Below are 26537 nucleotides of genomic sequence, written 5' to 3'. Positions count from 1 at the left end.
TTGACGCCCCGTTGGGGCTTTTATTTTAGGATTATGTAGGAAAATATCTCCATTTGTCGAAAGCTATGATATTCTGAAAATGGAGATGAAATAGTATGAGATTAAGAATTATCATGGACAGCGGAAAAGAATACAAAACAGATGATGAAACATATCTTGGAATCCCTGATTTTATAGCGAAAATGTCTCATAAAGAGAAGAACAATACTGAATTTCTTGAAATCAAACCCACGAAATATATTAAGATATCGCATATTTCATCAATTGAAGAAATTATAGTAAGTCAAGCATTATTGTGAATAAAAGAATATTTAGCACCCTTCGGGGGTGTTTTTCTTTTGTCCCAAAACAAACAATCTGCGGTCAGGAGGTGAGGTGTCGTGAGTGGATGACAGCAAAGACAGGGCCTATCGGGATTATCAGGAAGGCATGAAATATAAAGACATTGCCGACAAATATGGCGTGTCGCTCAACACCGTCAAGTCATGGAAGAAGCGCTATTCATGGATCCGAGAAAAGGGTGCACACAAGACAAAAAGGGTGCACACAAAAGGCGCACCTGTGGGCAATCGTAATGCGAAGGGTCATGGGCCGCCGAAAGGGAACGTGAATGCAGTAAAGTTCGGCTTCTTCTCTAAGTATCTTCCTGATGAATCGCTCGACATCATGGCCGAGATTCAGGATCGTTCCCCCGCTGATATGATATGGGATCAGATCATGATTCAGTACACGGCCATAATTCGGGCGCAACGGATTATGCTCGTCGAGGGCAAAGAGGATCTGACCAAGGTACTGAAACGCACCAAAGAATCTTATTCAAAGAGTGCGAGCAGTAATGAAGAAGAATACGAATTACAGTTCGCTTGGGATAAACAGGCGAACTTTTTAAATGCTCAGAGTCGGGCCATGAGCGAACTAAGGGCTCTTATCAAACAGTTCGTCGTCATCGCTGATGAAGCGGACGAGCGGAGAATGAAGCTGAGGCTGATGCAGGCCAGAATAGATCAGATCCGTTCTTCAACGGACACGGGTGCAAATACAGAGGACAAGGTCGGAGGATTGCTGGACAAGCTGGAGGAGGCGTTCAGAGATGAGCCTGAATGATCTTTATACGCCAAAGCAGCAGGAAGTCCTCCGGTATGCCTTCAACCATGACTATTTCATGCTGATCAATCATGGGGCAAAGCGCACCGGCAAGACGGTCATTGACAATGATCTGTTTCTCTACGAATTGAAGCGTGTTCGCCGGATTGCGCTGAATGAGGGTGTGGAGAATCCACAATACATTCTGAGCCAATCTTGGCAACCTGGCAAAGAACGTGCTGATTGAACTAACCAACAAGTATGGCATCCATTTTCACATGGACAAGTATAACCGGTTCAAACTGTTCGGCGTTCTGGTTGTGTGCACTGGTCACAGTAAGATCAATGACCTGAGCCGTATCAGAGGTTTGACATCGTATGGCGCGTACATCAACGAGGCATCACTGGCGAATGAAGATGTCTTCGATGAAATTAAGTCACGGTGCAGCGGCACCGGTGCACGAATTCTGATTGATACCAATACGGACCAACCGGAACATTGGCTGAAACGCGATTACATCGATAATCCGGATCAAAGCATTGTTGATTTTCATTTTGTCCTGGACGACAATACATTTCTCAATGAGCGCTACCGGGAGAATATCAAGGCGACGACGCCGAGCGGCATGTTTTACGACCGGGATATAAAAGGCCTGTGGGTCGCAGATTCCGGCGTTGTCTACAAGGACTTTGATCAGAATATCCATTACATCAGCGAGTCAAAGTTGAAAGACATTAACTTCGTGAAATACTTTTCCGGCGTCGATTTTGGTTATGAACACTTTGGAGCCATAATTGTGATTGGCCAGGATGATCAGGACAACTTTTATCTGATTGAGGAACATGCGAAGCAATTTGAAGAGATTGACTACTGGGTTGATGTGGCTCTCGGCATTAAGGACCGATACGGAAACATCAACTTTTTTTGTGATTCTGCAAGGCCTGAGCATGTGAAAAGGCTTCGAAGAGAGCATATCCGGGCGATTAACGCGGATAAGGCCGTCATATCAGGCATTGAAGAAGTGGCCCGGCTGTTCAAACGGAAGAAACTGTTCGTCGTGAAAGACCGCGTTCAGCGCTTCAAGAAAGAGATTTACATGTATGTCTGGAATGAAACGACTGGAGAACCGGTCAAGCAGTTTGATGACGTTCTCGATGCGCTGCGCTACGGAATCTATACGAATAACCGGCCAGAGCGGCGCCGGACAGGAAGGAGGATGAACCATGAACAAGTTTATTAAGTACATCAAAAAGATCCAGACAGAGGGCATCACGACCGACACGGTCAATGAGATCATCAATGACCATATGCGTGAACATAGACACACGAAACATCTCTATAAGCGCTATATTGCCAGTGTCAAGGATGGGCCAAAAATTTTCAACCGATCGCCGATCAATTACGGAACCGGATCTTCGAAAAACGTTTTCCGTTTGGACGACAAAGTCAACAATATGCTGAACAACAGCTTTGATTCGGACATCGTAGACACCAAGATTGGCTATATGTTCGGCCATCCGATCACTTATCGGGCGGATACGGCCGGCGACAGTTGGAAGAAGGAGATACAGAACTTCCTGCTCCGAAGTAATACCGAGGATCAGGACGCCGAGTGCGGAAAGTTTGCGGCAATCTGCGGTTATGGTGCCCGGCTTGCTTATATCGACCCAGAAGGCAATCCGAACATCGAAGATCTGGAGCCCTGGTATGTGGTGCTGATTGGTAAAGATATCACGCACCCAGATTATTCACTTTATTATTACAAGCTGGACGACGCTGACAAGGGCGATCACCTGTATGCTGAGTTCTATGATGATTCAGATGTCTATTCGTTTAACGACGAATCCGGAGCCTTTCAGCTGGTGGACCAACAGGCGCACCTGTTTGATTATAATCCACTGTTTGGTGTGCCAAACAATCGAGAACAAAAGGGCGATGCAGAGAAGGTTCTGAGCCTGATTGATGCCTACGATCGAACCCTGAGCGATGCCAGTAATGAGATTGAGCAGTACCGGCTCGCTTATCTAGTGCTGAAAGGTGCCTCACTTGATGAGGACGACATTAAACATCTGAAAGAGACCGGTGTGTTCGAACTGCTCGATGACAGCGAGGACATCAAGTATCTCAACAAAGATGTCAATGATGCGCTCATCGAACACCATCTCGACCGACTGGAGCAGAACATTCTTCGCTTTGCCAAGTCTGTTAATTTTGGAGACCAGGAATTTGCCGGTAATCAGAGCGGAATGGCCATGCGTTTTAAACTGCTTGGCCTTGAGAATAAGTGCATTACCATGGAGCGCAAATTCACATCAGCGCTCCGGTACCAGTTCAAGGTGCTGTGTTCGGCATGGGCGAAAAAAGGGCTGTGCAGCCCGGATGATTATCTGAGTGTCTCTTTCACCTTCACGCGCAATCTTCCGGCAGACATCGCGTCGGAAGCGGCGACGACCGCGCAGTTGCAGGGGCGCATTAGTGAGCGGACCCGGCTGTCTCAATTGTCCTTTGTGTCTGATGTGGACAAGGAAATGGAAGAAATGCAGAAAGAGAAAGACGAATATGCAGCGACGCTCACAGGGCAGCAAAATGGCAATGCTCAGCAAGATAATCAGAATGGTAACCAGCTGGGAAGCAGCCAAAGCGGTGAGCAATTGTGAATCAGCAGGATATTGACCAATATCTCGACAATATCATATCAACTGCCAAGAAGGGTATTGATCGCTCATTTGCCGCGACGCTGAAAGAAATCCTGAACGAGATTGCTGATATGTATCAGAAATATGCGAACAGTGACGGGACGCTGACCTGGACGGATATGAATAAGTTTAACCGTCTGGAAAAGGAAATGGCGACGATCTCCGGCTCTATTTCGGCACAATATCAGGATGTGCTGAAGGCCCTGCAGAACCTGATACAGACCGTCTATCTGGAGAATTACATGCGGTCCTCATATTTGTACGAGCTGGCCGCACAGACGCCTCTCGGCGTGTCCGTCCCATCTGTGTCGGAGATTGCCTCGGCAATCAAGAATCCGATCGACAAACTGACCCTGCCAGCGCTGATGCAGTCGCATCAATCGGAGATCATCAATAAGCTGCATATCTCGATTTCGCAGAGTTTAATGGCCGGTGAAGGTTACGCGCTCATGGCCCGCCGAATCCAGCAAGCGGTCGGGTTCAGCCAGGCAAAGGCTCGAAACGTCGCCCGGACAGAAGGTGGCCGCATCCAGACGCAGGCCCGGTTAGACAGCGCGGAGCAAGCGGCCAAACACGCCGATCTGCAAAAGGTATGGATGAGCACACTCGACCTTCGGACACGGCCGGATCATCGCAAATTGGACGGCCAGGAAGCTGACAAGGACGGGTATTTCCACATCCATGAATTTAAGGCCAAAGGCCCGCACCTGTTCGGCGTGGCGAAGGAAGATTGTAATTGCCGCTGCACGTTCGTCATGAAGGTGAACGGCCAGCTTCCTGATACCCGGCGCGCCCGGGATTATACTGACGCCGATTATCAGCAGAGACTTGCCGATCGGATGGATCAGCTGATGGCAGACGAAGGAATGACTGAAAAGCAAGCCGAGAAGCAGGCACAGAAGGAAATATTGCCGCCGAGCAAGGTGATCCCCTATCAAAGCTATGACGAGTGGCTAAATGGGAAAAAGAAAGAATCGAAGCCAGAGGACAATTTAGTCGAAAATAGCATTGCCAAAACGAATATGAAAGAACGAGTGGGAGAAAATAATTATAATCGTTTTGCTGAACATTTAAACAGCTTATCAGATGGCCCAATTCGATCACTTTTTGAAAAATATGCTGATCAAATTGGGTTTAAGAAACTAGCGAATGTAACGGCTTATACAAACGGATCAATTGTGCAACTGGCTCAAGCAGATTTTGATGGTGATAAATATGAAAATCCATTGCAAACCGTATATCACGAAATTGGGCACGCTTTTGATGGAATTGGGTTAAGAACAATAACCGGAAAGAGCATGTACGCTGACGGGAATAAAATAAAAATAAAGCACAATGGGCGCATGGTTGAGACTGATGAATATGTAACAGTGCTGTCAGCAATTCCCAAATATCAATTAAGAGATACGGTGGAACGTGATTTATGGGAATATGTCAATGGAAAGGACTTCCCGATGATTGGAGATATCGGGAACCGTCCTAGAAAAAAGGCCGAAAAGGCAGCATGGGATAAAAAATACTATGGAATACTCGATAAGAGTAGAGCAAATTTCGCAAATTTCGAAAAAGAAATAGTTGAAAAATACGGGAAAGACAGCAAGGAAATCGCCATTCTTTCAGATATTTATGAATCAACACCGTTCACCAGCCGCTCAATGCCGTTTGGATCAGGGCACGGTAAAGCATATTACAACAAAGTTGGGCTTGCCGAAGCCGAGTTTTTCGCACAGGTGGCAGAAACAAGGGCGGCGAATAAGGAAAGCTTTGATATGCTGAATGAAATATTCCCGAATGCAGTAAAAGTATGGGAAACTATTGTTGATGATATGCTGAAAGCGGGTGATTGATGTGTTTCATTCCGAAGATGGAGCATGGGAAATCATAGACAAGGCAGTTGAAAAATATGAAAACCATTTTAATAACATTTTTCCTATCTACGAGTACGTAAAAATGACTTCTGGGAATGGCTATGATTTTTCGGTGCTGGGTGCAAAACGGCTATCTGATTTTATTGACAATCAAATAAAACAGGATAAACCTGTTGCAGTTCCAGACGATTATGAAGATAGGCTTTATTAATTTATCATCTGGCAAAGGATGATGGCAATGAAAGTTGAAACGATTTACTTGTCGGCTGATGGGAAAAGGGTTGTCTCGGAGGAAAAAGGCTATTATGTCATTCGGCGCTTTTTTGAAAATGGAAAACTGGTTAAAGAAACGCGTGGGATAAAAAGGAATGATAGCAATGGCTAAAATAATCAGTATTGAGCCAACACCGCGCGACGTATTTGCATCAGCGGTAAAAAATATTGATCAATTCGATGAAATCATGATTATCGGCCGTTATCGAGATGGAGAGTTCGATATCTGCTATTCGGACATGCGACTGCACGAACAATTAGGATTGCTTGAACTTGGTAAGATGTACGTTCAGCAACACTATTTAGACGGACAAACAGAATAAGGCGATATGCCGGAAAGGTTCGGTGATCCAGCCTTATATATCTCGTCCTGAGCATGACGTTAAAAGGCTTATTAAATTTGCACTCTCTGGCGCGTACAGCGAGGGCTCAGGAGGAATTGAATAATGGATCTGAATGAAGTCAAAACATGGTTGAATGAACATAAATCGGATACTGATGTATCGGCATATCTCGGAGAACTGTCTGCCGTTTCTTCAGAAAAGGTGCAGGGCTTTTTAGATACAGATGAGGGACGAAAACTCATTCAGCCGAAATTGGATCAGCACTTCACGAAAGGCCTTGAAACATGGAAATCGAACAATCTTGATTCGCTGATTGAGGAAGAGGTCAAAAAGCGCAACCCGCAGAAATCGCCGGCGGAACTCGAAGTTGAGAAGCTTCGCAAGGAAATTGAGAACGAACGTAAGCAGCGTGAACGGCAGGAACTGACCAATAAGGCACTCAAGATTGCTGACGAGAAACATCTGCCGAAAGACGTTCTGGATTTCTTCATCGGCGAAAACGAAGACACCACAAAGGCCAATCTCGATAAGCTTGAGCAGACTTTCAGCGCGGCTGTGCAAGCGGGCGTCGATGCTAAGTTCAAGGAAGGTGGCCGGAATATACCACATGGCGGAAATGGCGATGATAAAGGCACATTTGGCAAGAAATTAGCAGAGCAGCAAGCCCAGAACAATCCGAAATTGGAAGCAGCACAGAAACAATATTTCGGTGAAAATTAAGGGGGAATGAAGGATGAGCAAGTTCATAGAAACGGATTACAGCAACAGCACGGAAATCCTTGCCTTTCCGGATCATTATGTTGCCTTATCGGTAACCATTGATGATACGGGAATTACGGCCAATGCGGACGGCAAAAAGATTGTCCCTGCTGGAACGATTCTCGGCGGTGGTTTTCTCACGGATGGCACACAAAAGGCAGTTAAAGCGACGACGAGCGGAGCACCTGCAATTTCGAATGCAGAAGGTGTTCTGCTGCGCGATGTGGATGTCACTTATGGCCCGGCAGCGGGCGCTGCGGTGATTCATGGATTTGTCAGTCAGTCAAAATTGCCGACGGCGGCAACGGCTGAAGAAATTGCGGCACTGAAGCAAATTACATTTTTAGCATGAGGGGGAAATGAGAAATGGCGAATATTTTTGACTTAATCAACGCGAATGATATCGCAGTTTATTACGAATCACAGCCGCAAGTTCCATATTTGGGCGCGACATTGTTTCCGGCAAAAAAGCAACTCGGCCTGGACATTTCATGGATTAAAGGAGCATCCGGATTGCCGATTGCACTGAAGCCGTCTGCTTTTGATACGAAGGCTCCGGTAAGAAATCGGATCGGCGTTTCGAAGATTGACACGGAGATGCCGTTTTTCCGCGAATCCATGACGATCAAAGAAAAGGATCGCCAGCTCTTGAACATCCTGCAGCAGCAGAATCAGAACAGCCCGCAGGTTCAGCAGGCGATTGCCCGCATTTTTGATGATGTGACGAACTTAATCAATGGTGCTAATGTTCAGCCGGAGCGCATGATCATGCAGCTCATTGCGAACGGAAAGATTTCAGTTTCTGCGAATGGGCAGCTCCTTGATTATGATTACAAGCAACCTGACGATCATAAAGAAACGCTGGCTGATACGGCGAAATGGTCCGCAACGGACACGGCAACGCCAATCCAGGATATCATCGAATGGCAGGACAAAGTCGAGGATGACACGGGTGTCCGTCCGACGCGGGCGATCTGCACCCGTAAAACGTGGGGTTATTTGCTCTCGAACAAATCGATCAAGCTGGATATGAATCCAGTCGGCGGCCAGAACATCATCCTGACAGACAATCTGCTTCAGCAATATCTCTTGGCGAAACTCGGCCTAACGGTCGCCGTGTACAACAATAAGTTCATCGCCGAGGACGGTACCAAGCAGAGTTTCTTCCCAGATGACAAATTCGCACTGATTCCGGCTGGAAATCTCGGCAGCACATATTACGGAACATCGCCAGAAGAATCTGATTTGCTTAACGGCGGAACGGATGCACAGGTCAGGGTGGTCAATACGGGCGTGGCTGTGACGACATATAAGGAACCGCACCCGGTGAATATTGTGACCGTGGCGTCGGAGATTGTGCTCCCGTCATTCGAGACAATTGATCAGGTATTCTCGGCAACGGTAAATTCATAAGGAGGTTTTCCAAATGGCTGAACAGAACCAGGCGGCTCCGGCCGCTGAAACAAAAGCAACTGAAACGAAGACAGATGATGGCAAGCGCAAGAAAGTAATCTTTAAGGTCAATGTGAAAGCCGGACCGGACAAACGTTTTAAAAAGGGTCAGACAGTGATGATTGATTCGGCCAAAGCCGATGAATACAAAAAAGCCGGACTGGTGGAATAAGGAGGGATCTGTATGTCTCTGAAAAGAATCATTGTGGAGAACAAACAAGGTCAACGCCGCATCGTTCAGCCTGCCGTTATTCCGGCGGGCTTTAAATATGTCGGGCCATATGATCCAGAAGCCGAGGCCAAGAAGAAAGAGGCAGCGGCCAAAACAGCGCAAGCAGGTGGTACGAATGACAGCACTAACGGATCAGGTCAAGGCGCTGCTGGGAATAAGTGATAGCTCGAAAGACGCCTATCTGAATGTTTTTGTTCCGGGAACGCTGCAGCAGGTGAATGATTATTGCAATCAGTCGTTCACCGAAGACGATGCGCCTTTTGCCGTAGTTAAATTCATTGCTAAGTCTGCTGAACTTGATATGAGCGACGTGCGGCTGAAATCGCGGTCAATGGGGAATGTCTCGTATAGTTTTAACACTGAGCTTCCCGACAGCGTGATGAGCCTGCTGACGCCTTATAGGAAGGTGCGATTCACATGCTTTCCCACTCATTGAAATTCGATCCCATGGATGAATTTCCGCATAAAATCCAGTTTCAAACGCACTTGGTCGAGGATGACGGAATGGGCGGGCAGATCGATAAAGGATGGGAAGATGTAGATAAGGATAACGGGAATGACGGTTGGTCGTCGGCACATGTGCAGCCAGTATCCAGTAATGAGTATCAGCAAGCCGGAACGAACGTCAATCCGATTGTCATGGATATTTATTTCCCATATCGAACCGATATACTTCCGGATATGCGGGTACTATTGGAAGATGGTCGAACGGTTGAGATCAAGACGCGGCCGATCGATCAAGGCGGCATGCAGGAGATATGCATGATCGAAGTCACTGGAGATGAACTGAACGATGGCTAAAGGCGGCATCACGCAATTTGGGGATAAAAAGTTTGAACTGGCTATTGATAGATTTGAGCAGAAATATATTAGCGAGATCAAACGGATTGTTGCCGAAACGGCCGAAATGATCGTCTCCATCGCGAAAACCAATGCTCCGGTCAATACCGGTTATCTAAAAGAACATATCAAAGCTGATTATTCAAATGATGGGTTGACTGCAGTTGTCTATGTGGATGCCAGTTACGCTGTCTATGTGGAATTTGGGACGGTTCCCCATATTATCAAGCCAAAGAAAAAAAAGGCATTGTTTTGGGAAGGCGCGGATAATCCAGTAAAAGAAGTACACCATCCAGGTACGAAAGCACAGCATTTTTGGGTCCCTGCTTATGAAAAAGCGGCCCAACATTTTAAATCGGAAATGAACAAATTGGGGTGATACCATGCAAACCGCTTTGCCGGCCCTGCAGAGCGCCATATACGCCCGCTTGAAGAACTATCAGCCGCTCATGGATAAAGTGACTGGGGTATGGGACGATGTGCCGCAGACGTATATCGACGATTCCGGAAATACAGTAGCAGCGGCTTTTCCATATGTCACGCTGGATGTGGCGTCGAACATCGCTGAAGATACAAAGCTATCGATCGGTGAGCACATCGTCTGGCAGATCAATACATTCAGCCGGTATTCTGGGAAATCCGAATCTTACAACCTATTGAACTTAATCATGCAGGCCTTACAGGCGCCGCTCTCTCTCGAGGGTGGCTTTTTCATTGCTTCATATGTGCCTGGTCGGCCGACAGTCATCATGGACGCCGACGGGGTATCGTATCACGGAATTTTAACTTTGAATTTTCTAATCAATCAATAAGGAGTGATATAAATGGCAACAGATTCTTCGGCTCAGCCGACACGCGGCAAAAGCATCATCGCTTTGATTCAGAGCCCGGATGCGCCCATTGGTTCCGATGCGATCCTGCCGCTGTTTCAGACGGACGGATCGTTTACTTATGGCGGCGATCTGGCCGATGAACAGACGAAAAACGGTCGTGTACTTGCCGGAGCGACGATAGAAGAAAGCGGCGATTTCACCTATTACATGGTCGACGATGAGGAAGCAAAAGAAATCCTGATCGACGCAAAGCAGAATAGCCGGAAGGTTAAGGTCTGGTATGTCAACGTCAATGAAAATACAAACGGTAAGCACGATGCAACTTTCTTCTATGGCGTTGTGGACGAAATCGATTTCTCCTATCCGCAGGATGGATTCGTCGAAATCAACCCGCAGTTTCAGGTCATTGGCAAGTCACAGCGCGGAGAAATTGATCTGGATGCATCGATTGTCGAAGCGGCTCAATATGCCTTTGAGGCGCCGGGCGACACGGGAACAGATCCTGCCACTAGCGTAGCGGTTGATCCTACAACGGTTTCTCTTGCGGTCGGTGCAACCAAGCAGCTGACGGCGACTGTATTGCCTGCTTCGGCTAATCAAAATGTAACTTACAGCTCCAGCGTTCCGGCTGTTGCTACGGTCAATAGTTCCGGATTGGTAACGGCTATCGCAGCGGGATCAGCAACCATTACGGTTCAATCTGTTGGGGATTCTACTAAACAAGCGACTTGCGAAGTAACTGTCACAGCGGCTGGATAATGAGAGCAGGTTAAAACCTGCTTATTTTTTTATGAAAAGGGGAATCATTAATGCCTATTCTTTCGATCGAGGGCAAGGATTATGAAGCAAAACTGACTTTTGCTTTTGCGAAACTGGCAGATAAAAGATATAAATTGGTCCAGAAAAATGATGAAAAGGGGAAGGCAGACCTCGTCACTGGTGGCTTGGAAAACATTTATCAGCATCTCATGAATTACGATGCCAACGGCCTGCTGGCTTTTTGGGATTGTGCATTGGAGATTTATAACCGGAAGAAAGCGAAGCCATCGCTTGAACAGATCGAGGACGCTTTATCCGCGGTGCTTGAAAGCGGCGAGGATGAACGCTTGTTCAAGGAGGCGTTCGCAGCGATTGAAAACTCCGGTTTTTTCAGATTGAAGATCAAAGACTACTGGAAAAATCTCGATCTGGTGGACAAGTTGGCGAAGAACGAGGAGGAACGCAAACAGTCCCGGATGGCGAAGGAAATGTTTACGGCCAAACGAGAAGAATTGCTCGCTTAAACTATGGCGATGTCAATCAGCAAGCAGCTCGCTATCTCAGCGTCTATGATCCGGACCTAATTGATTCATGGACGCCAGCTGAGTTTAAATCGTTTATGAGGGGCGCCTCGCATCGCCGGGTTGACCGATGGGAAGATGCGGCCGTTCAAGCGATGTTCGTTGCTAAAGCGATAGGTGGCAAGCGGATGACGCTGAGAAAGCTGTTTGATGCCAAGAAGGCGCATAAAGAAATTGACGAAGGCAAGTCGAGCAGCAATCTTCCCGGGCTTTCGCCGGAGTTGGCGAGAAAGATGAAAGCGTTCATGAAGAAAAAACAGCTTGTGAAGGGGGTGGGAGCCAATGATGGAGCGACTGCAGGCATATGTCGGCGCGAAGATCACTGATTTTAAAAAACAGATGGCTGAAGTCAATGCAATTATGAAAAAGACAGCGACCGGGGCAGATATTAAAGTTGGTGCGGACACAGCCGGAGCAACAAAGGGCATTGCCAAGGTAAAGGCCCAGCTTGCAGCCATACGGGATAAAACGGTCGAGATCCACGCCAAGATCGATAAGCGCTGGGATAAATTCGGCGAGGATCTTGATCAACTGGCCGTTCGCATGCGTACGTTCGGCACGATCGGGCAAAACATGATACAGGGATTTGCTATCTCGATTAGCTCTGCAGCCATTCCTGCTATAGCTTCATTAGCTGCTGGCATTGGTTCCCTCGGTCCAATTTTGGCCGCAGCAGCCGGCGGAGCTGCGGGCATCGGGACGTCTTTTGCATTGGCCGCAGGCGGAGTTGCCGCCTTTTCGGCGGTCGCTATAACAAATTTATCCGGAGTATTTGATTCCACAAAGAAAATTAGTGATTTGCAGACTAAAGCCGCACAGGCAACCGACATTAAGACACGAAATAAATACTTGCAACAGGAAAAAGCGATCCTGCAGTCTATGACGGGCCCGCAGCGGGAAGCCTATACGGCCATTCAGAAGTTGAAAGCTGCATGGATGGGGATCACGAAACCGCTAGAATCGAAAACCGTCAATATTTTCACGGCAGCGGTCAATAACTTGACGACTGTTTTAAATCTATCAAAACCGGCATTTAATGGTGCGGCAACGGCCATACAGCATCTTAATTCTTATATGACTGCGATCTTGAAGGATTCCGATGTGATCAGCTTTTTCAAAACGCTTGGACAAACAGTCGGGCCATCTTTGGAATCGCTCGGTGTCGCCGGAATAACGGTCATGGAAGGGCTCATGAATCTGTTTGTCGCTTTCGTACCGATTGGGCAAAAGGCGAATGATGGTATTGTTGCCATGAGCGGATCTTTCTTAAGATGGACCGAAACGGTTAGTTCATCGAAGGGATTTCAGCAATTCACGCAATATATTGAGATGAACGCTCCGAAATTACTCACGATTATCGGCAATCTGGCTTCCGGGATTATTGGCATGTTTACCGGATTCGCACCGTCGGCATCGAATGTGTTGGATTATTTGGTTAAATTGTCAGCCGGTTTTAAATCATGGGGTCAGACGCTCTCGCAGAATCAACAGTTTCAGGCATTTATCAGTTATGTGAATCAAAATGCACCGAGTGTAATGGCTGTGCTTGGCAATCTTGTTCAAATTCTTGGAGCTTTAGCTGTCGGCTTTGCTCCGGTCGGAGCGGCCGTGCTCAAAATGCTTGTCCCCTTCACACAATGGCTGGCGACAACATTAAAAGCGCATCCGACTATAGCCGGAGTCATCGCAGTCGTCGTTTCGTTAATTGGCGTTTTTACAGCTCTATACCCAACCATTATGTCGATCAGTGTTATCTGCGGTATTGCATCGGCAGCTGTAATTTCATTAGGCATGGCAATGAGCGGTGCAGGAGCAGCACAGACTCTGACGTTTTCAAACGCTTTAAAAATGGTCATCCAAGGCATCATACAATGGATTGCTTCACTTGCTCAAGGAATTGCTGCAATGGCTATTTGGACCACGAGTATGATAACTGCTGGAGCTAAGGCAGTCGCTTCTTGGGTCATGATGGGCATTCAGGCAACAGCGAATGCGCTCCGAGTTGCGGCGGCCTGGACTATTTCAACCGGTGTATCAATGATAACTGCTGTCGCGGGTATGATTGCAACGGCTGCTATTTTCATAGCTCAATGGGTGCTGATGGGCGCTCAGGCACTAATTCAAGCGGCTCGCATGGCTACAGCCTGGTTTATCGCTCTTGGGCCAATCGGCTGGGTGACCGCAGCTGTCATCGCCATTGTGGCTCTTATTATCGCAAATTGGAAAACAGTCAGCAGCTGGACAATCGCCATATGGGGATCCGTATCAGCCTGGCTTAGCAGTTTATGGAATGGAATTAAAGGCATAGCAGCAAGCTTGTGGAACGGGATTAAATCAACAGTCGTGAATCTGGTCATGGGTGCGGCAAATGGCATAAAATCCGGTTGGAATGCCGCAAAGTCATGGACAGCAAGCATTTTTGGAAGCATAAAAACCGTTGCATCAAACGGCTGGAATGCGATCGTCAACGGCGCAAAGGCTCTGCCTGGCCGAATAGGAAACGGCCTGAAATCCATGGGTAAGGCGGCTCTGAATGGAGTCATTTGGTTGACCAATATGATGCGATCCGGAATCAATAATGGAGTCAACGGCGTTGTTGGAGGCATTAACTGGATACTCGGCAAAATCGGCGTTAAAGCCAAGATACCGACGCTAAATATCCCGATGGCTAAATATTATGCCAATGGGACCGGGGGCCATGCCGGCGGACCGGCGGTAATGGGCGACGGTGGTAAGCCGGAACCTTATCTCTTACCAAACGGAATGATGGGTATCAGCCCAGCCATGCCGACGTTATTCCCGGGATTGCCAAGGGGAACGGTCGTCTGGCCGTCCATTCAGGACATGGTAGGCACCTTTCCGGGCTATGCCGGTGGCATCGGTGGCTGGTTATCCGGTGCGGCAAGTGCGGCGTGGGGTGGCATTAAGAGCGTCGGCAGCAGTATTAAGAACATTGCGGTCAACGTTTGGGATTATGCGACCAATCCATCAAAACTCTTGAATGCCGTTTTGAGCAAAATGGGTTTCAGCCTGCCGAATATTCCCGGAGCATTAGGGCAAATAGCCGGAGGATTAGTTACGAAGGTCAAGGATTCAGCCGTCGGATTCATCAAAAAGGAATTGTCATTAGGCGTCAACAATCCGGGCGGATCCGGCGTTGAACGATGGCGCTCTTATGTTATGCGAGCGCTGGGAATGGTTGGACTGCCGACATCGGCCGCTTATGTTAATGCTTGGATGAAGCAAATCCAAACCGAATCAGGCGGCAATCCGAATGCGGTCCAGAACGGCTATACCGATATTAATACCTTGACTGGAAATTTGGCAAAGGGCCTTGTCCAAACGACGGGCAGCACATTTAATGCCTACAAGCTTCCCGGCCATGGCAATATTTTCAATGGATTGGACGACTTGCTGGCCGGAATGCGTTATGCGATTGCTCGTTATGGGCAATCCGGAATGCTCTCGGTTATCGGTCATGGGCATGGCTATGCCAGCGGAGGAACGCCTAGCGCTGGAGAATGGGCATTGACCGGCGAGAAGGGGCCGGAACTTATCCATTTTGGAAGCACAAGCCGAGTCTTTAACAATGGTGATACAAGCAAGCTGCTGGGGAATATGGAAACCAACAGTCAGCCGGCAACGATCATTTTTCAAGTCGGATCGCGTCAAATTGCTCGGGCGATTATTGATGATGTTAATAATTTGCAAGCGAAACAGGTGGTCCAATATGCCGTCCCTCGATGATATTTTAAACACCGATGATTTTAAAAATGTGGCGGGGATCAATGATACAACGCTTATTCTGCAGCGCGACGGCTATGATGATGTCCGGCTGGATGAAAATATGGATTTAATCTTTCTTAGCCTTATTCCGGATCCCCCGACACCGCAAAACAACACGAGTGAAGCAATTCCGGACATGGATGGCGCTTATGATGTTGGCGGAACAACTTACGGATCGCGGAATTTGGAAGCGAAGTTTCTGCTCGTCTGCCGGGATAAATATGATCTATCGCTGCTCAAAATGGACCTCATGCGGCTATTCGACAGCAAGAAGCCGTTTAATATCATCGACGAGGACCGGCCGGGGCTCAAATGGTATCATCTTCGGCTATCGGATAAGATCACATTCGAGGATAACGGGTCGAGAGTTTCGGTCTCGACAATTCCGATGATCGCTTACGCGCCATATGCGGTATCCATCGGCACCTCGTTGACGCCATTGACAGCTGATGCCGACGTCTGGCAGGTCGGTCAAAATATCCCTACGACGGTTGATCCCACTTATACGCATAGCGAGGCAGAATTCTCAATATGGAATCTTGGTGATGGACAAATTGATCCGCGCAATGTGGGTGATCTCTATGGAATGGATCTGACAATCACATTCAAGGGTCCGTCGTCCGGGCTGACGATTGAAAATCTAACGAATGGTGACAAATGGCAATATACCGGAACGACGTCCGCATCGGATACAATCACTTTGCAGGGCGTATTTAGCAAAAAGAATGGAGCTTCCATTTTTGGAGACACGAATCACGGTCTGACCCGTTTAGAATCCGGAGAAAATAAGATCAAAATCAGTGGCACATCGGGAATATTTTCAATCACATTCGATATGCCATTTCTTTATTTGTAAGGCGGTGATTCAATGCTTGCTTTTCATCCGATTGGCGGCGACCCTGAACCCTTGACCGGCGTTTATGATTGCACGCGAAAGCGTACAACGGACGGCGATTATTCGCTGTCCTTTTCTATTGATCGGACTGAAACAAACGCCGAGCAATTCGATGCGCTGCAAAACAAAGCAAAAATCGAATGTGAAAATGAATTGTTCGTCATTGACGATGTGCAGCGGGAGCCGCTCGGTGATTCATTTACGAAAACTATCACGGCTAATCATGAGATGTTTGATCGGTTGCAGGCCAACGGAATCAAAACTTCCTACACGGCAACGAAATCAATTAATGATTGGTTAGAGACTATTCTCGCTGGCACCGGTCTTGATTTTGAGGTTATCGGTAATTTTGATTCGCAGGAGTTTGATAATTTTGGCATGACGGATTCACTCACCATGTTCAAAAATGTGATTGAGCAATTCGAATGCGAATATCGCGTTGTCGGGACACATTTAGTGATCGCAAAACTCATTGGCGACGTGACCGATGCACAGTTCCGACATGGGCATAATCTCAAGACATTTTCGGATGAATACGACACAAGTAATGGCGCACTTGTAACCGAAGTCATCGCTTATGGGAAAAATGATGGCAACGGGAACCCAACCATTTCAGTCGATGTCAAATCGGCCAACTTTGATAAATTCGAACGGCCATATATCAAAATTATTCAGGATGAGCGATTTACAGTCGAGAGTTCGCTGCAGGCTTATGCGGAATCACTGCTCAGCGATGGAAATTATAGCGCGAAGGTTGAATATCAGGAACTGGTCCGCAATGGATTGAAGCTCCATAACTTTGACATCGGTGATTACATTTATTGTATTTATGAATTAAGTTCCGGCGTCGGCATTGATTTGCAACCGCGAATCGTGAGCATTGAGGACTATCCGGAAGATCCGACAAAGTCACCGGTGTTAGAACTTGGCAATTTTTTTGCAGATATTACAAGGAATATCATGGGCCTGAATAAAGCTGCAAGCCAGCAGGTAAAATTGACAACTGATACAAAGAAGGCAGCTGAACGGATTGACGCTTTGAGCGCTGAGGCTGTTCGATATGGTGATTCGGAGGGAGAGATCTCATGACAGCGATTCGATCGATAAAAGATAAAGATAATATGATATTTTATCCCCGGACGCACGCTCAAGCAGTGGACGGCCTGGAAGACTATGTTGGCAGTCAAATTCCGGTTACATCTATCAACGGTAAAACCGGAGCCGTACAGCTGACTGCCTCGGACGTTGGAGCCGAAACTCCGCAGGAAATTGATGACAAATTGACGGCCAAACAGGACCTTTTTTTAACTTCTCCGAGCGGAAATAAATTTACATTGGCAGTCGCGGATGATGGGACACTATCCACACTGCCGCATACAGGAGGTTGATTGCTGATGCCACATTATCCTTACCGGCAAATCGGAGTCTCATTAAATAGGAATTTTAGAAATGATCAGAATCAGAATTTAATAGATATTGCTGCAGACATTGCCGATCAAGACGGTAAAGCGTCCCAGATTGATAGCGAGTCAAAACAGCGTGATCAATTAATCAATGGCCGAGTTGACAATCTCGTCATTAATGGAACAGGTGATAGTAACCCGGAGGTTGTGGATGCCAGGGTCGATACGTCTGGAACGACGCATACCGTTCTTAAGGAAAGACTGGATGACGATTACAATAATACTGCTGCACAGTTGGCGGAAAAGGCACAGCTTCAAAATGACGTCCAAAACAAATTTAATCTTAAATATAAAAATTCGCTTGAAAGTACTTGGAGTAGACTTAAGCATATATCTATGGTCCTCGATAGTATTGGACATGGGGCTGGATCTTCTGTTGCTTATGAATATTCATGGGCTGGTATTTTGCGCAAGTTTTTTCAAATTGAGTTCAACACGACGAATCACGGCTATGTCAATTTGTCCCTTCCAGAAGCAACGCAGGGGGTATTCGATGCAGATGTTATAGAAGCAACTCCTACGGGGTCATGGATAGAACACAATCCGGATGGTTCGTATATTGGCGGATTTGCTTATGAGAGCAGTGCAGCAGGAGATAAATTAAGTATTTTTGTTAAAAAATCAAGCCTTATATTACGATTATTTTATGAAGTTGCTGCTGATGGCGGTCAAGTTGATATCCAACTTAATGGAACGACTGTCAAAACAATTGATACTACGCAAGGAACTGTAGCTAAATATAATATGTCAGATGACATTGATGTCAGTCAATATGGCGATTATTATATTTTAGATATAATCAAAAAAGACACCGGAAGGACAGCATTTAGTGGCATTCAGCTCGTTAATGACCCTAATTCAATGATTATGGACAACTACGGAAAAAGCGGACTTGCACTTGCCGATTGTGTTGATGATACATTAAAAAAGGAACTCGATGCGGATATTGCCTTTTTTGGCCTTGGATTTAATGATTGTTATGGTCGAAAAAATATCAGCGGATTTACATCAAAAATTGATATGCTAATTCCATATCTCACTCAGGTAGATGCTCAGCTCATCATACTCGATTTTTTGTGGTGGCAGGATCCAACAGATCCTTATCGTCAGCAATTAAAGCGGCTGGCTGACGGCGTTCCTGGTGCGATATATATTCCGTTCCCAGATATAGTAAAATTTTCCGATCAGCAGACAGCAATCAATATGGGCTTTTTACAAGACAATGCCCACCCAACTCCAAAAGGGCATCAGATGATCGCCGAATATATTGCAAATATACTCGGGATAGGCATCTCATCAAATGAACTTGTCAAAAAAATTCAAAACGACAATGATATTATCTCTGTACGAAATTTAGTTTTAAATTCATCGCAAGTTTATATTGGAAATGCTAATCTAACAGCTGATACAAATGCTGCCTTTCAGCTCGTTACTAGCGTAGCGGCTATCTCGAATGCTATTAAGGGATTAAATATAACGGTAGCCTTTAGTGCTAACATTAATATCAATATGGGTACAGACACTGTATATGGACTAGATATGAAGATTACCTTTTCCGATAGTACAAGCATGTGGGTGAGCCTAAATAATCAGCGGTCAATTAATCAGGGATATGATAAAACCAAAGACTGGCAAAGTGGCGCATTTAAAGGACGAGTTAGCAAAACCTTTTATATTCCCAATAAGACCATTACCGGAATATCAAATACACAATTATTCGTCAGAAATTTGGCCGGTGAATCCAGTGTGTTTTTTGGGGATTTAATCATCTATGTTGGAACAAAAACAGTCGGATATATGCCGGCTCCTGAAGATACAGTTCCTCTAATACCGCGAAATGATTATGGAAATATCCAATCAAATTCAGTTTTTGTTGATTCTACAGATGGAAAAATAAAATTTAAAGATGGTTCAAGTGTAATTCATAATTTGCAAGTTGATTAAGGAGATGTAATTATGGCGTTTCAAATGACGATTACATTACCGAGCGGCATCCAAATTGAAAATGCATATGTGAAGATAACAGATTATAGGGGGACTGGAAACAATGCTTTTATTGATATAAGTGCTTTTAAAGATCAAGCGTCAATGAATAACGGGTATCCACAAATTGAAGGGTATCACAAGTTATATACCTTTACGATGAATATTGGATCAACTGCAGGAGATCTGTTGACTCAAGCATATGCATATCTTAAAACGTTATCAGATTTTAAAGGCGCCACAGATGTTTTAGAGACAGGCCAGACATCATAGTCTATCGGATCTTAATTATTTGCATAGTTAGAATTATCATTTGGAAAGATAATAAAATATGGTAAAAATTGTGGTATTGTTAGAGAGGATATAAATTAATTTTTTTTGAGAGGACTTGAATGCTTCCGTGAAAAAAATTAATAAATTAGCTCTAGTTATTTCGATACCCGCTTTTATTCTTTATAAAGGATCAAGAGAAAGGAATAAGATCGATGAGGATATAAATGCTTGGATAGAGCAAAATTTTCCTGACTGTAAAAATTTATCTGTGTTTCTTAAACTCCATATTTTGTTGTTTGAGGTAAAAGAATTTAGAAATTTGTTTTATATGAGAATCGGAAGAGGAAAAATTCTTAAAAAAATATTGAAAACATTCATATATGCTCCTATGGATTCGCTTTATTTAAACACGGAATCATCCAAAATAGGCGGAGGCCTTTACATCCAGCACGGGTTTTCTACGATAGTCATCGCAAAAAGCATCGGTAAAAATTGCTGGATTAATCAACAAGTGACAATCGGATGGATCGATGGTCGAGGATGCCCAGAGATTGGCAACAATGTCCATATTTATTCAGGAGCTGTTGTTGTAGGAAATATAAAAATCGGTAACAATGTTGTAATTGGAGCCAATACGACAGTTACAAAAGATGTCGCTGACAATTGTACAGTTGTAGGAAGCCATGCGCTAATTATTGAGCGAAATGGAAAAAAGGTAAAAGAATTATTGTAATTTGCGTGGTGGGAGGCATAAAGTTTGGTGAATGACAAGGTCGTTCATTTATTTAAGGAATCAGATCAAAATCGACTCAGCGAAGTAGAAAAAATAAATCTTGTAAATCAGTTATTAAAAGAAAAAGTAATCACTGATAAAGAAGCGGCAAGGATAAGAAAAAGAATACTTTTAAAGTAGTAAGTTACTGTGTAACAAATAGATACTTGACAAAAATATTATATCCGCCAATATTATCTCTAATAGGTATAGATATTGGAGGATAAGTTATGCGACAAATTGATTATCTAGAAATATTTATTAATAAAAATGACGAAAAAATTGGTGCTACTTCACTAAATGTTTTCCATGACAGCGATAAATATTATGAGAATACCTATCTAGACCTTGGTAATCATCTGGTAAAGAGTTTATCTAAACTTGTAGGGAAACCAACATATTTAAAATTTTTTTATATGGATGAAGAAACCGAAAAATCATATTTTAAGCTTACCGAAATTCGTCATTGGACAATTAATGGGAACGAGTTAATGGTGTTAAGAAAGAATCAGGGTGGTTATTTAAAAGACAAAAATTTTTATGAAATTAATGAAAAACATTTTGATTAAATAAAAATGATTTATTAAATAGCCTCCGGGCTCTTTTTATTTTGCACAAAAGGCAGGTAGGGCAATGGATCCAAATTTAATCAAATTTAGTACTATAATATAGAAGGGGAGATGATAATCTATGCAAGATAATGATCTCGAAGACCTCATTTGGAGAAGGGCGAAGTCCTATTATCCTAATTATGCTGATTCGTATATTCAAGGGTTTGTCAATATTTTAAAGCCCGAGATTAAAGACAATCCAAAACTAAAAACCGATCCAGACATTGAGAATTATATTGATAAAAACATAAAAAGGTTTAAGGATGAGTTAAAGAATAGTTAATTAGTAAAGAGCCTTTCGGGGCTCTTTTTTCATACCTCAAAAAAGGAGGATAGCCTTTTCAGATCCATAGGGATCTATTTTTTATACTTAAAAACAATGGCTTTTGAGGTGAAAAAATGAACAAATATGAACTGATTTATCGTTCCCTGGCTGCGGCGATCGGGGCTGTCACGGGCTATCTGTATGGAGGGTGGACGTCACTGATGGGGATCTTGATCGCGTTCGTTGTGATCGATTATGTGTCGGGGGTTTTGGCCGCGGCCTATCTTGGCAAGCTGTCCAGCAAAGTAGGATTTCATGGGATCGCCAAAAAAGTAATGATCTTTTTTATCGTTGCCGTCGCACACTTGTCTGATCAGATTTTTGGATTGGACCATATCGCGATGAATGCAGCGATTTATTTTTACCTGGCGAATGAACTGATCTCCATTATCGAAAATGCGGGCCGGATGGGCTTGCCGGTCCCTAATCAAGTGAAGAACATGGTTGAACTTTTGAATGGAAAGGATGGTTCAAAATGACACAATACAAAGGCATTGACATCGCTTCGATGCAGGGTCATGTTGATTTCAATAAAGTCAAGGCTGCTGGTTATCAATTCGTAATCGTTAAAGCGACAGAGGGCAGTGAGGCAGGATCACATTATATCAATTCGTATTTTAAGCAAAGCATTGTAAACGCCAATGCAGCGGGCCTGACTACGCACACTTATCATTATTTTCGAGGCATTAATGAAGCTGATGCGAGGGCTGAAGCTCAATGGTGCTTAAAAAACATCAAAGGTATTCCGGTAAAAGGCTATATTTTTGCCGATGTTGAGGCTGATGAATTAACTTCGGACAAGGGTGCATTAACCAATTACGTAAACGCATTTTTGGACGAGCTTGCAAAGAACGGTTATACAAAACTCGGTTTGTATTGCAATATCAACTTTTTTAACAACAGACTCAATTTTAATCAACTCAGAGGCGGTAGCCTCTTGTGGATCGCACACCCGGAATCTTCGGCACCTGGTGTTTCCGGCGCCGATGTTTGGCAAAATTCATGGACGGGACGCATTCCAGGCATCAATGGTGACGTCGATACAGATATTGCCTACACGGACAAACTCGTCGTTCCCGGGAATCCAGCTGCAACTGTTCACCAGGCTCCTGATCAGCATCCTGCAACACCGGTAAAAACATCGGAACCGGGCACGTACACAGTACGATCGGGCGATACATTGAGTACGATTGCGGCAAGATTTGGGACAAGCGTCGAAGCTCTGGCAGCCGTCAACGGGATTCATAACGTCAACCTGATTAAGGCCGGCCAGGTACTTAGATTGTCAGGTGCCCAGGCATCTAATTCTGCTGCTTCAGGCACCTACACCGTTCGTCCAGGCGATACGCTGTCCGGAATTGCATCCACTCACGGCACGACCGTCCAACAGCTAGCTAGCATTAACGGAATAAAGGATCCAAATCTGATCCGTGTGGGCCAAGTCCTGAAGCTATCCGGATCTGCAGCAAGTCTCGGCGGCGTGTACGTCGTTAAGAGTGGCGATACACTTTCGGGCATTGCTTCGAAACTTCATACAACAGTATCAGTGCTTGTCAGCAAAAATGGCATTAAAAATCCTAATCTGGTCTATCCAGGTCAGAAAATAAGATATTAAGGGAGACGATCACATGTTTCAGACAATCATTTCATCCGGTCTCACGGACCTCATCAAGCTGGTAGCACTCGCTGCCGGCTCTTTTTTAACAGTTCTTATTAAACATCACGCGGACTTGGCAAAGCTGAGCAAAGTTGAAGCCTTTCTTAGCAGTAAAAGTGCTGCAGCAGAATTGACGAAGAAAGTAGCCAATGAGGTTTCACAGGTTCTTGAATCACCAGCAACAGTGGATAAGGGTACCGAGGTCATTATAGCCTTCGCTCAGAAAAAGGGGATCAAGATCACTCAGGATGAGGTGAAAACGCTGCTGTCGGAGCTGCAGAATGATGGGAAACAGGTTGCCAGTGAAGTGAAATCGGCCACTGTATCAGGTGCAAATCCTGTGCAGGCGCCGGTAAGTCCTGCTCAGAAAGCTTGACATAATGAAAAAGGTCCGCGTGAGCGGGCGTACATAAGAAACAATTATGTTGAACGGATAAACAGAATTAGTTGACTGGATATCCAGCGTGTGTTATATTATAAACACAAGAAGAAAAGTAAAAAGGGGAAAGTAAAAGGGAAAAGTAAAAAGGAGGAAATAGTATATGTTAACCCCATTCGGTAAATTTTGCCGTAAACTGCGTATTGATCGGGGGGAACTCTTGAAAGACATGGCGACTAAACTTAATGTCACATCTGCTTATCTATCCGCTGTTGAAAATGGTAAGAGAAAGATTCCCAATGAATGGGTAGCTAAATTGATCAATAAGTATTCGCTTAAAGAAAAGGAAAGGAGCGATTTACAATTTACATTCGAGGCGTCTCAAACGAACGTTAATATCGACCTTTCGAGAAGCAGTAATTCTAAGAAGAATATTGCATTAGCGTTCGCTCGAAAACTTAACGGCATGGACGATAGCGAATTACAGAGGATCAGCAAGATATTATTTGATGACGATAAGGAGTGAAAAAATGGACGGTCTCTATGTTGCTAAGCCATTATCAAGAAGAAATATTCGGGAAATAGTCATGTTTATTAGGAGATTATTTGATTTAAACAAAGCTGAACCGTTTCCTATAATGAGGTTTCTTGAAAGTTGCATGTCGGAAATTGATGAGAATTTTAATTATGAGATTGTTCCAATTGAACAGATGCCGGATAAATATGCTGTAACATATCCTGAGGAACATTTAATAAAAATAAGGCAGGACGTATATGACCGTGCCTGTGATGGATCCCATCTAGATCGGTTCACCATTGCTCATGAGATCGGGCATTATATATTGCATCAGCCCGCGAAAGTTGCATTTGCACGTAGTATTAATGGAAAAACAAAAATTCCGGCTTTTAAAGAGCCGGAATGGCAAGCAAACACATTTGCCGGTGAATTGCTTGCTCCACCAGATTTAATTAAAGGCATGAGCATCCCTGAAGTATCAATTCATTTCAACGTCTCTCCAAAAGTCGCTGAAATTCAACTCGAACATTTAATTAAATAAGGAGATAATTTAACTTGACGCAGAAAATTATCCCTTGTAGGGGACCAACAAAAAAATAATATGTAGTGAAGTTGCTAAAGTAAAAACACATTTGGATGATGCATTCTTACTTTATCACTACATAAGTCCTTTTGCAAGAAATAAATAGCAAAGGATCGATTAATGATGACCATCTTTACTAAGTTCATTACATTGAGGAATGGAAAGAGAATTTTTGCTAGCCAATATGGTCTTGAAGCATTTTGCATTGAAGTTTCTGAGGAAAAACATCAAGAGTATTTAGAAAAGCAAAGAAAGAAAAAGGAAAAAACAGACGCCGAGAAAAAGAAAAATGTTAAAAAAAACATGAATTTGAAAATTAACAGAAATAAAAAGAGCAAAAAGAACTCATAAGCCATTGTTAAACCACTGCAACTGTGGTATTCAACACCTGCGAATGCAGGTAATTTTTTTATAAAAAACTTTCAAATATGTAGGATCACTATCGATAATTAAAATAATAATGAAATTACAGAGTAGAACATTGAGACCGATTCAAATTGCGGACTTCTTTTCTGTTTATAAAAAATATCCCCACGCCGAAGCACGGGGATTACATAAGGGGATAAAGAATGGACGGGGCAAGGAACAGTATGCACAATATTAGCGGTTAAAATACTCTTTGATCCGTTCGTTTACCATGGTAAGCGAATGGGAGTGGAAATGGGAGTGAAATTGAATAAACATAAGTATTACTCGGCATGAATGAGCATTATATCATTTCACAGAATCGTATAATAACAGGCAATGAATGTCATGAGCTTTAATCGTATTTAAGCGTATCTAGGCCTTCTAAGCCGTGGGTCATGGGTTCGAATCCCTTCTGGGACATAGCGAAAAGCCTTGATATGAAAGGCTTTTTTATTTTGCCCTTTCCCCTTAAAGACGTTTGAGGAGCAAATCGGGAGCAAAAATGAAAAAATATCTGTTTTCTATCCCGCCAGAAAACCGAGTATGCCGGCTGTCTTGATGATCAGCACTTCGTTCAAGCTGACGGCCTCATGAAGAGTTGACTCATATCTATTATTGGTTAACAATTAATTTTACAAACAGGAAAAAATACACAAGAAAGCCCTGCTGCACGTTCCCAAAAGTTAGGAACCAAGGCGGGGGGATTCATCTGACGGGTATACCCTTCAGCGGGTGATTCAACTTCAACCGCTCAACTGGAACTAAGGCTTCAGGATGAATGCCTCATCGCTCAGAATTGAGCTGACCAATCCCGCCCATTGCATTTCTTACAGGCTACCGGGTATAATAAGGACACAGGGAACATAAAATAAAACCGCCAGCGCGTGAACACTGACGGAATGGCAATATCCGCACAGAGCGGAGCAGCGCAATAAGAATTAAACACATTAACATGAATGGTCCGCTTCAATTATCGCCACTGCGAATGGCATATGAAGCGGATTATTTCTTTCTGTCTGACAGCATGAATACCAATACACCGAAAGAAAGCATCAGCGTTAAGGCTTGAAATACTGTCATTGGCGCCACCCCCTTTCACAAGGGCGTCGCTGTCCGCTCATATGCATCTATTGCCTGTTCTGATTATAGCATGTCATGCCTCAG

The 26537-nt window shown here is 44.5% G+C and carries 36 protein-coding genes and 1 pseudogene; 36 read left to right on the top strand and 1 reads right to left on the bottom strand.

The window, feature by feature from the left end; all coding sequences use genetic code 11:
* Positions 1 to 95 precede the first annotated feature (95 nt).
* From Q6A92_RS17485 to Q6A92_RS17310, 36 genes and pseudogenes are all read left to right on the top strand, one after another.
* On the top strand, positions 96 to 299 hold the full coding sequence (locus Q6A92_RS17485; RefSeq protein ID WP_332238894.1) for a hypothetical protein: 204 nt from the start codon (positions 96 to 98) through the stop codon (positions 297 to 299).
* Between the two features lie 85 nt (positions 300 to 384).
* Positions 385 to 1104 carry a phage terminase small subunit gene (gene terS / locus Q6A92_RS17480; RefSeq protein WP_332238893.1) on the top strand — a complete coding sequence of 240 codons (720 nt, stop codon included), beginning with the start codon at positions 385 to 387 and terminating at the stop codon, positions 1102 to 1104.
* Positions 1091 to 2324 (top strand): annotated as a pseudogene (locus Q6A92_RS17475) (PBSX family phage terminase large subunit). The gene terS and the pseudogene Q6A92_RS17475 overlap by 14 nt, the downstream one beginning before the upstream one ends.
* Entirely contained in the window at positions 2308 to 3741 is a 1434-nt protein-coding gene (locus Q6A92_RS17470) for a phage portal protein (protein ID WP_332238892.1), read from the top strand. Before Q6A92_RS17475 ends, Q6A92_RS17470 begins: the two are co-directional and overlap by 17 nt.
* 344 nt (positions 3742 to 4085) lie before the next feature.
* Positions 4086 to 5627, top strand: a complete 1542-nt coding sequence (locus Q6A92_RS17465; protein ID WP_332238891.1) for a phage minor head protein — start codon at positions 4086 to 4088, stop codon at positions 5625 to 5627.
* A 1-nt stretch (position 5628) separates the two neighbouring features.
* On the top strand, positions 5629 to 5859 hold the full coding sequence (locus Q6A92_RS17460; RefSeq protein WP_332238890.1) for a hypothetical protein: 231 nt from the start codon (positions 5629 to 5631) through the stop codon (positions 5857 to 5859).
* 27 nt (positions 5860 to 5886) lie between these two features.
* Positions 5887 to 6033, top strand: a complete 147-nt coding sequence (locus Q6A92_RS17455) for a hypothetical protein (RefSeq protein WP_332238889.1) — start codon at positions 5887 to 5889, stop codon at positions 6031 to 6033.
* Entirely contained in the window at positions 6026 to 6244 is a 219-nt protein-coding gene (locus tag Q6A92_RS17450; RefSeq protein ID WP_332238888.1) for a hypothetical protein, read from the top strand. The genes Q6A92_RS17455 and Q6A92_RS17450 overlap by 8 nt, the downstream gene beginning before the upstream one ends.
* A 123-nt stretch (positions 6245 to 6367) precedes the next feature.
* On the top strand, positions 6368 to 6985 hold the full coding sequence (locus Q6A92_RS17445) for a DUF4355 domain-containing protein (protein ID WP_332238887.1): 618 nt from the start codon (positions 6368 to 6370) through the stop codon (positions 6983 to 6985).
* Positions 6986 to 6998: 13 nt separating this feature from the next.
* Positions 6999 to 7376: a hypothetical protein gene (locus Q6A92_RS17440; protein WP_332238886.1), complete on the top strand. Its 378-nt coding sequence runs from the start codon at positions 6999 to 7001 to the stop codon at positions 7374 to 7376.
* A gap of 14 nt (positions 7377 to 7390) precedes the next feature.
* A complete protein-coding gene (locus Q6A92_RS17435; RefSeq protein ID WP_332238885.1) occupies positions 7391 to 8437 on the top strand; it encodes a major capsid protein in 1047 nt (348 codons plus the stop codon).
* A 13-nt stretch (positions 8438 to 8450) separates the two neighbouring features.
* Complete coding sequence (locus Q6A92_RS17430) at positions 8451 to 8648, top strand: hypothetical protein (RefSeq protein WP_332238884.1); 198 nt, start codon at positions 8451 to 8453, stop codon at positions 8646 to 8648.
* Between the two features lie 12 nt (positions 8649 to 8660).
* Positions 8661 to 8870 carry a hypothetical protein gene (locus tag Q6A92_RS17425; protein ID WP_332238883.1) on the top strand — a complete coding sequence of 70 codons (210 nt, stop codon included), beginning with the start codon at positions 8661 to 8663 and terminating at the stop codon, positions 8868 to 8870.
* Positions 8824 to 9144, top strand: coding sequence for a phage head-tail connector protein (locus tag Q6A92_RS17420; RefSeq protein ID WP_332238882.1), 321 nt, complete (start codon positions 8824 to 8826; stop codon positions 9142 to 9144). The genes Q6A92_RS17425 and Q6A92_RS17420 overlap by 47 nt, the downstream gene beginning before the upstream one ends.
* Positions 9126 to 9509 (top strand): phage head closure protein, encoded by a 384-nt coding sequence (locus Q6A92_RS17415; protein ID WP_332238881.1) that lies wholly within the window; start codon positions 9126 to 9128, stop codon positions 9507 to 9509. The genes Q6A92_RS17420 and Q6A92_RS17415 overlap by 19 nt, the downstream gene beginning before the upstream one ends.
* Positions 9502 to 9927: an HK97-gp10 family putative phage morphogenesis protein gene (locus tag Q6A92_RS17410; RefSeq protein WP_332238880.1), complete on the top strand. Its 426-nt coding sequence runs from the start codon at positions 9502 to 9504 to the stop codon at positions 9925 to 9927. Before Q6A92_RS17415 ends, Q6A92_RS17410 begins: the two co-directional genes overlap by 8 nt.
* Positions 9928 to 9931: 4 nt before the next feature.
* Entirely contained in the window at positions 9932 to 10360 is a 429-nt protein-coding gene (locus tag Q6A92_RS17405) for a DUF3168 domain-containing protein (protein ID WP_332238879.1), read from the top strand.
* Between the two features lie 12 nt (positions 10361 to 10372).
* Positions 10373 to 11140 carry a phage major tail protein, TP901-1 family gene (locus Q6A92_RS17400; RefSeq protein WP_332238878.1) on the top strand — a complete coding sequence of 256 codons (768 nt, stop codon included), beginning with the start codon at positions 10373 to 10375 and terminating at the stop codon, positions 11138 to 11140.
* Positions 11141 to 11190: 50 nt separating this feature from the next.
* The gene (locus Q6A92_RS17395) at positions 11191 to 11664 is read left to right on the top strand and encodes a tail assembly chaperone (protein ID WP_332238877.1); all 474 of its coding nucleotides are present in this window, start codon (positions 11191 to 11193) and stop codon (positions 11662 to 11664) included.
* A gap of 185 nt (positions 11665 to 11849) precedes the next feature.
* A complete protein-coding gene (locus tag Q6A92_RS17390) occupies positions 11850 to 12047 on the top strand; it encodes a hypothetical protein (RefSeq protein ID WP_332238876.1) in 198 nt (65 codons plus the stop codon).
* Positions 12004 to 15468, top strand: a complete 3465-nt coding sequence (locus Q6A92_RS17385; RefSeq protein WP_332238875.1) for a hypothetical protein — start codon at positions 12004 to 12006, stop codon at positions 15466 to 15468. The genes Q6A92_RS17390 and Q6A92_RS17385 overlap by 44 nt, the downstream gene beginning before the upstream one ends.
* Positions 15452 to 16363 carry a phage tail family protein gene (locus Q6A92_RS17380; RefSeq protein ID WP_332238874.1) on the top strand — a complete coding sequence of 304 codons (912 nt, stop codon included), beginning with the start codon at positions 15452 to 15454 and terminating at the stop codon, positions 16361 to 16363. The genes Q6A92_RS17385 and Q6A92_RS17380 overlap by 17 nt, the downstream gene beginning before the upstream one ends.
* 12 nt (positions 16364 to 16375) lie before the next feature.
* A complete protein-coding gene (locus Q6A92_RS17375) occupies positions 16376 to 17491 on the top strand; it encodes a phage tail protein (protein ID WP_332238873.1) in 1116 nt (371 codons plus the stop codon).
* Entirely contained in the window at positions 17488 to 17790 is a 303-nt protein-coding gene (locus Q6A92_RS17370; RefSeq protein ID WP_332238872.1) for a hypothetical protein, read from the top strand. Before Q6A92_RS17375 ends, Q6A92_RS17370 begins: the two co-directional genes overlap by 4 nt.
* 6 nt (positions 17791 to 17796) lie before the next feature.
* Entirely contained in the window at positions 17797 to 19809 is a 2013-nt protein-coding gene (locus tag Q6A92_RS17365; protein WP_332238871.1) for a hypothetical protein, read from the top strand.
* 12 nt (positions 19810 to 19821) lie between these two features.
* The gene (locus Q6A92_RS17360; protein ID WP_332238870.1) at positions 19822 to 20121 is read left to right on the top strand and encodes a hypothetical protein; all 300 of its coding nucleotides are present in this window, start codon (positions 19822 to 19824) and stop codon (positions 20119 to 20121) included.
* 127 nt (positions 20122 to 20248) lie between these two features.
* Positions 20249 to 20854, top strand: a complete 606-nt coding sequence (locus Q6A92_RS17355) for a serine O-acetyltransferase (RefSeq protein ID WP_332238869.1) — start codon at positions 20249 to 20251, stop codon at positions 20852 to 20854.
* A 24-nt stretch (positions 20855 to 20878) separates the two neighbouring features.
* A complete protein-coding gene (locus Q6A92_RS17350) occupies positions 20879 to 21034 on the top strand; it encodes a hypothetical protein (protein WP_332238868.1) in 156 nt (51 codons plus the stop codon).
* 89 nt (positions 21035 to 21123) lie between these two features.
* Positions 21124 to 21462 (top strand): hypothetical protein, encoded by a 339-nt coding sequence (locus Q6A92_RS17345; protein ID WP_332238867.1) that lies wholly within the window; start codon positions 21124 to 21126, stop codon positions 21460 to 21462.
* A gap of 121 nt (positions 21463 to 21583) precedes the next feature.
* Positions 21584 to 21787 (top strand): hypothetical protein, encoded by a 204-nt coding sequence (locus Q6A92_RS17340; RefSeq protein WP_332238866.1) that lies wholly within the window; start codon positions 21584 to 21586, stop codon positions 21785 to 21787.
* A gap of 116 nt (positions 21788 to 21903) precedes the next feature.
* Positions 21904 to 22308 carry a phage holin family protein gene (locus Q6A92_RS17335; protein ID WP_332238865.1) on the top strand — a complete coding sequence of 135 codons (405 nt, stop codon included), beginning with the start codon at positions 21904 to 21906 and terminating at the stop codon, positions 22306 to 22308.
* Entirely contained in the window at positions 22305 to 23444 is a 1140-nt protein-coding gene (locus Q6A92_RS17330) for a LysM peptidoglycan-binding domain-containing protein (RefSeq protein WP_332238864.1), read from the top strand. Before Q6A92_RS17335 ends, Q6A92_RS17330 begins: the two co-directional genes overlap by 4 nt.
* Before the next feature lie 13 nt (positions 23445 to 23457).
* On the top strand, positions 23458 to 23862 hold the full coding sequence (locus tag Q6A92_RS17325; RefSeq protein WP_332238863.1) for a hypothetical protein: 405 nt from the start codon (positions 23458 to 23460) through the stop codon (positions 23860 to 23862).
* 166 nt (positions 23863 to 24028) lie between these two features.
* On the top strand, positions 24029 to 24391 hold the full coding sequence (locus tag Q6A92_RS17320) for a helix-turn-helix domain-containing protein (protein ID WP_332238862.1): 363 nt from the start codon (positions 24029 to 24031) through the stop codon (positions 24389 to 24391).
* A 4-nt stretch (positions 24392 to 24395) separates the two neighbouring features.
* On the top strand, positions 24396 to 24923 hold the full coding sequence (locus Q6A92_RS17315; RefSeq protein WP_332238861.1) for an ImmA/IrrE family metallo-endopeptidase: 528 nt from the start codon (positions 24396 to 24398) through the stop codon (positions 24921 to 24923).
* Between the two features lie 162 nt (positions 24924 to 25085).
* A complete protein-coding gene (locus Q6A92_RS17310; protein ID WP_332238860.1) occupies positions 25086 to 25316 on the top strand; it encodes a hypothetical protein in 231 nt (76 codons plus the stop codon).
* A gap of 1059 nt (positions 25317 to 26375) precedes the next feature.
* On the opposite strand, the gene Q6A92_RS20390 is transcribed toward Q6A92_RS17310, so the two are convergent.
* Complete coding sequence (locus Q6A92_RS20390) at positions 26376 to 26453, bottom strand: putative holin-like toxin (protein WP_443029754.1); 78 nt, start codon at positions 26451 to 26453, stop codon at positions 26376 to 26378.
* Between the last annotated feature and the right edge of the window lie 84 nt (positions 26454 to 26537).

It is taken from the genome of Sporolactobacillus sp. KGMB 08714, assembly GCF_036598985.1.
In the GTDB taxonomy this organism is placed as follows: domain Bacteria; phylum Bacillota; class Bacilli; order Bacillales; family Sporolactobacillaceae; genus Sporolactobacillus.
The sequence above is the reverse complement of the archived record's forward strand: the minus strand, read 5'-3'. Positions and strand labels throughout refer to the sequence as shown.

Excerpts from the sequence above, each read along its gene's own strand:
- Q6A92_RS17395 (WP_332238877.1), top strand. The coding sequence starts at position 11,191 with ATGCCTATTCTTTCGATCGAGGGCAAGGATTATGAAGCAAAACTGACT.
- Q6A92_RS17330 (WP_332238864.1), top strand. The coding sequence starts at position 22,305 with ATGACACAATACAAAGGCATTGACATCGCTTCGATGCAGGGTCATGTT.
- Q6A92_RS17385 (WP_332238875.1), top strand. The coding sequence starts at position 12,004 with ATGATGGAGCGACTGCAGGCATATGTCGGCGCGAAGATCACTGATTTT.
- Q6A92_RS17415 (WP_332238881.1), top strand. The coding sequence starts at position 9,126 with ATGCTTTCCCACTCATTGAAATTCGATCCCATGGATGAATTTCCGCAT.
- Q6A92_RS17320 (WP_332238862.1), top strand. The coding sequence starts at position 24,029 with ATGTTAACCCCATTCGGTAAATTTTGCCGTAAACTGCGTATTGATCGG.
- Q6A92_RS17450 (WP_332238888.1), top strand. The coding sequence starts at position 6,026 with ATGGCTAAAATAATCAGTATTGAGCCAACACCGCGCGACGTATTTGCA.
- Q6A92_RS17470 (WP_332238892.1), top strand. The coding sequence starts at position 2,308 with ATGAACAAGTTTATTAAGTACATCAAAAAGATCCAGACAGAGGGCATC.
- Q6A92_RS17380 (WP_332238874.1), top strand. The coding sequence starts at position 15,452 with ATGCCGTCCCTCGATGATATTTTAAACACCGATGATTTTAAAAATGTG.
- Q6A92_RS17405 (WP_332238879.1), top strand. The coding sequence starts at position 9,932 with ATGCAAACCGCTTTGCCGGCCCTGCAGAGCGCCATATACGCCCGCTTG.
- Q6A92_RS17440 (WP_332238886.1), top strand. The coding sequence starts at position 6,999 with ATGAGCAAGTTCATAGAAACGGATTACAGCAACAGCACGGAAATCCTT.
- Q6A92_RS17325 (WP_332238863.1), top strand. The coding sequence starts at position 23,458 with ATGTTTCAGACAATCATTTCATCCGGTCTCACGGACCTCATCAAGCTG.
- Q6A92_RS17360 (WP_332238870.1), top strand. The coding sequence starts at position 19,822 with ATGGCGTTTCAAATGACGATTACATTACCGAGCGGCATCCAAATTGAA.
- Q6A92_RS17420 (WP_332238882.1), top strand. The coding sequence starts at position 8,824 with ATGACAGCACTAACGGATCAGGTCAAGGCGCTGCTGGGAATAAGTGAT.
- Q6A92_RS17455 (WP_332238889.1), top strand. The coding sequence starts at position 5,887 with ATGAAAGTTGAAACGATTTACTTGTCGGCTGATGGGAAAAGGGTTGTC.
- Q6A92_RS17335 (WP_332238865.1), top strand. The coding sequence starts at position 21,904 with ATGAACAAATATGAACTGATTTATCGTTCCCTGGCTGCGGCGATCGGG.
- Q6A92_RS17485 (WP_332238894.1), top strand. The coding sequence starts at position 96 with ATGAGATTAAGAATTATCATGGACAGCGGAAAAGAATACAAAACAGAT.
- Q6A92_RS17435 (WP_332238885.1), top strand. The coding sequence starts at position 7,391 with ATGGCGAATATTTTTGACTTAATCAACGCGAATGATATCGCAGTTTAT.
- Q6A92_RS17400 (WP_332238878.1), top strand. The coding sequence starts at position 10,373 with ATGGCAACAGATTCTTCGGCTCAGCCGACACGCGGCAAAAGCATCATC.
- Q6A92_RS20390 (WP_443029754.1), bottom strand. The coding sequence starts at position 26,453 with ATGACAGTATTTCAAGCCTTAACGCTGATGCTTTCTTTCGGTGTATTG.
- Q6A92_RS17370 (WP_332238872.1), top strand. The coding sequence starts at position 17,488 with ATGACAGCGATTCGATCGATAAAAGATAAAGATAATATGATATTTTAT.
- Q6A92_RS17345 (WP_332238867.1), top strand. The coding sequence starts at position 21,124 with ATGCGACAAATTGATTATCTAGAAATATTTATTAATAAAAATGACGAA.
- Q6A92_RS17425 (WP_332238883.1), top strand. The coding sequence starts at position 8,661 with ATGTCTCTGAAAAGAATCATTGTGGAGAACAAACAAGGTCAACGCCGC.
- Q6A92_RS17375 (WP_332238873.1), top strand. The coding sequence starts at position 16,376 with ATGCTTGCTTTTCATCCGATTGGCGGCGACCCTGAACCCTTGACCGGC.
- Q6A92_RS17310 (WP_332238860.1), top strand. The coding sequence starts at position 25,086 with ATGATGACCATCTTTACTAAGTTCATTACATTGAGGAATGGAAAGAGA.
- Q6A92_RS17445 (WP_332238887.1), top strand. The coding sequence starts at position 6,368 with ATGGATCTGAATGAAGTCAAAACATGGTTGAATGAACATAAATCGGAT.
- Q6A92_RS17340 (WP_332238866.1), top strand. The coding sequence starts at position 21,584 with ATGCAAGATAATGATCTCGAAGACCTCATTTGGAGAAGGGCGAAGTCC.
- Q6A92_RS17410 (WP_332238880.1), top strand. The coding sequence starts at position 9,502 with ATGGCTAAAGGCGGCATCACGCAATTTGGGGATAAAAAGTTTGAACTG.
- Q6A92_RS17315 (WP_332238861.1), top strand. The coding sequence starts at position 24,396 with ATGGACGGTCTCTATGTTGCTAAGCCATTATCAAGAAGAAATATTCGG.
- Q6A92_RS17390 (WP_332238876.1), top strand. The coding sequence starts at position 11,850 with ATGACGCTGAGAAAGCTGTTTGATGCCAAGAAGGCGCATAAAGAAATT.
- Q6A92_RS17430 (WP_332238884.1), top strand. The coding sequence starts at position 8,451 with ATGGCTGAACAGAACCAGGCGGCTCCGGCCGCTGAAACAAAAGCAACT.
- Q6A92_RS17365 (WP_332238871.1), top strand. The coding sequence starts at position 17,797 with ATGCCACATTATCCTTACCGGCAAATCGGAGTCTCATTAAATAGGAAT.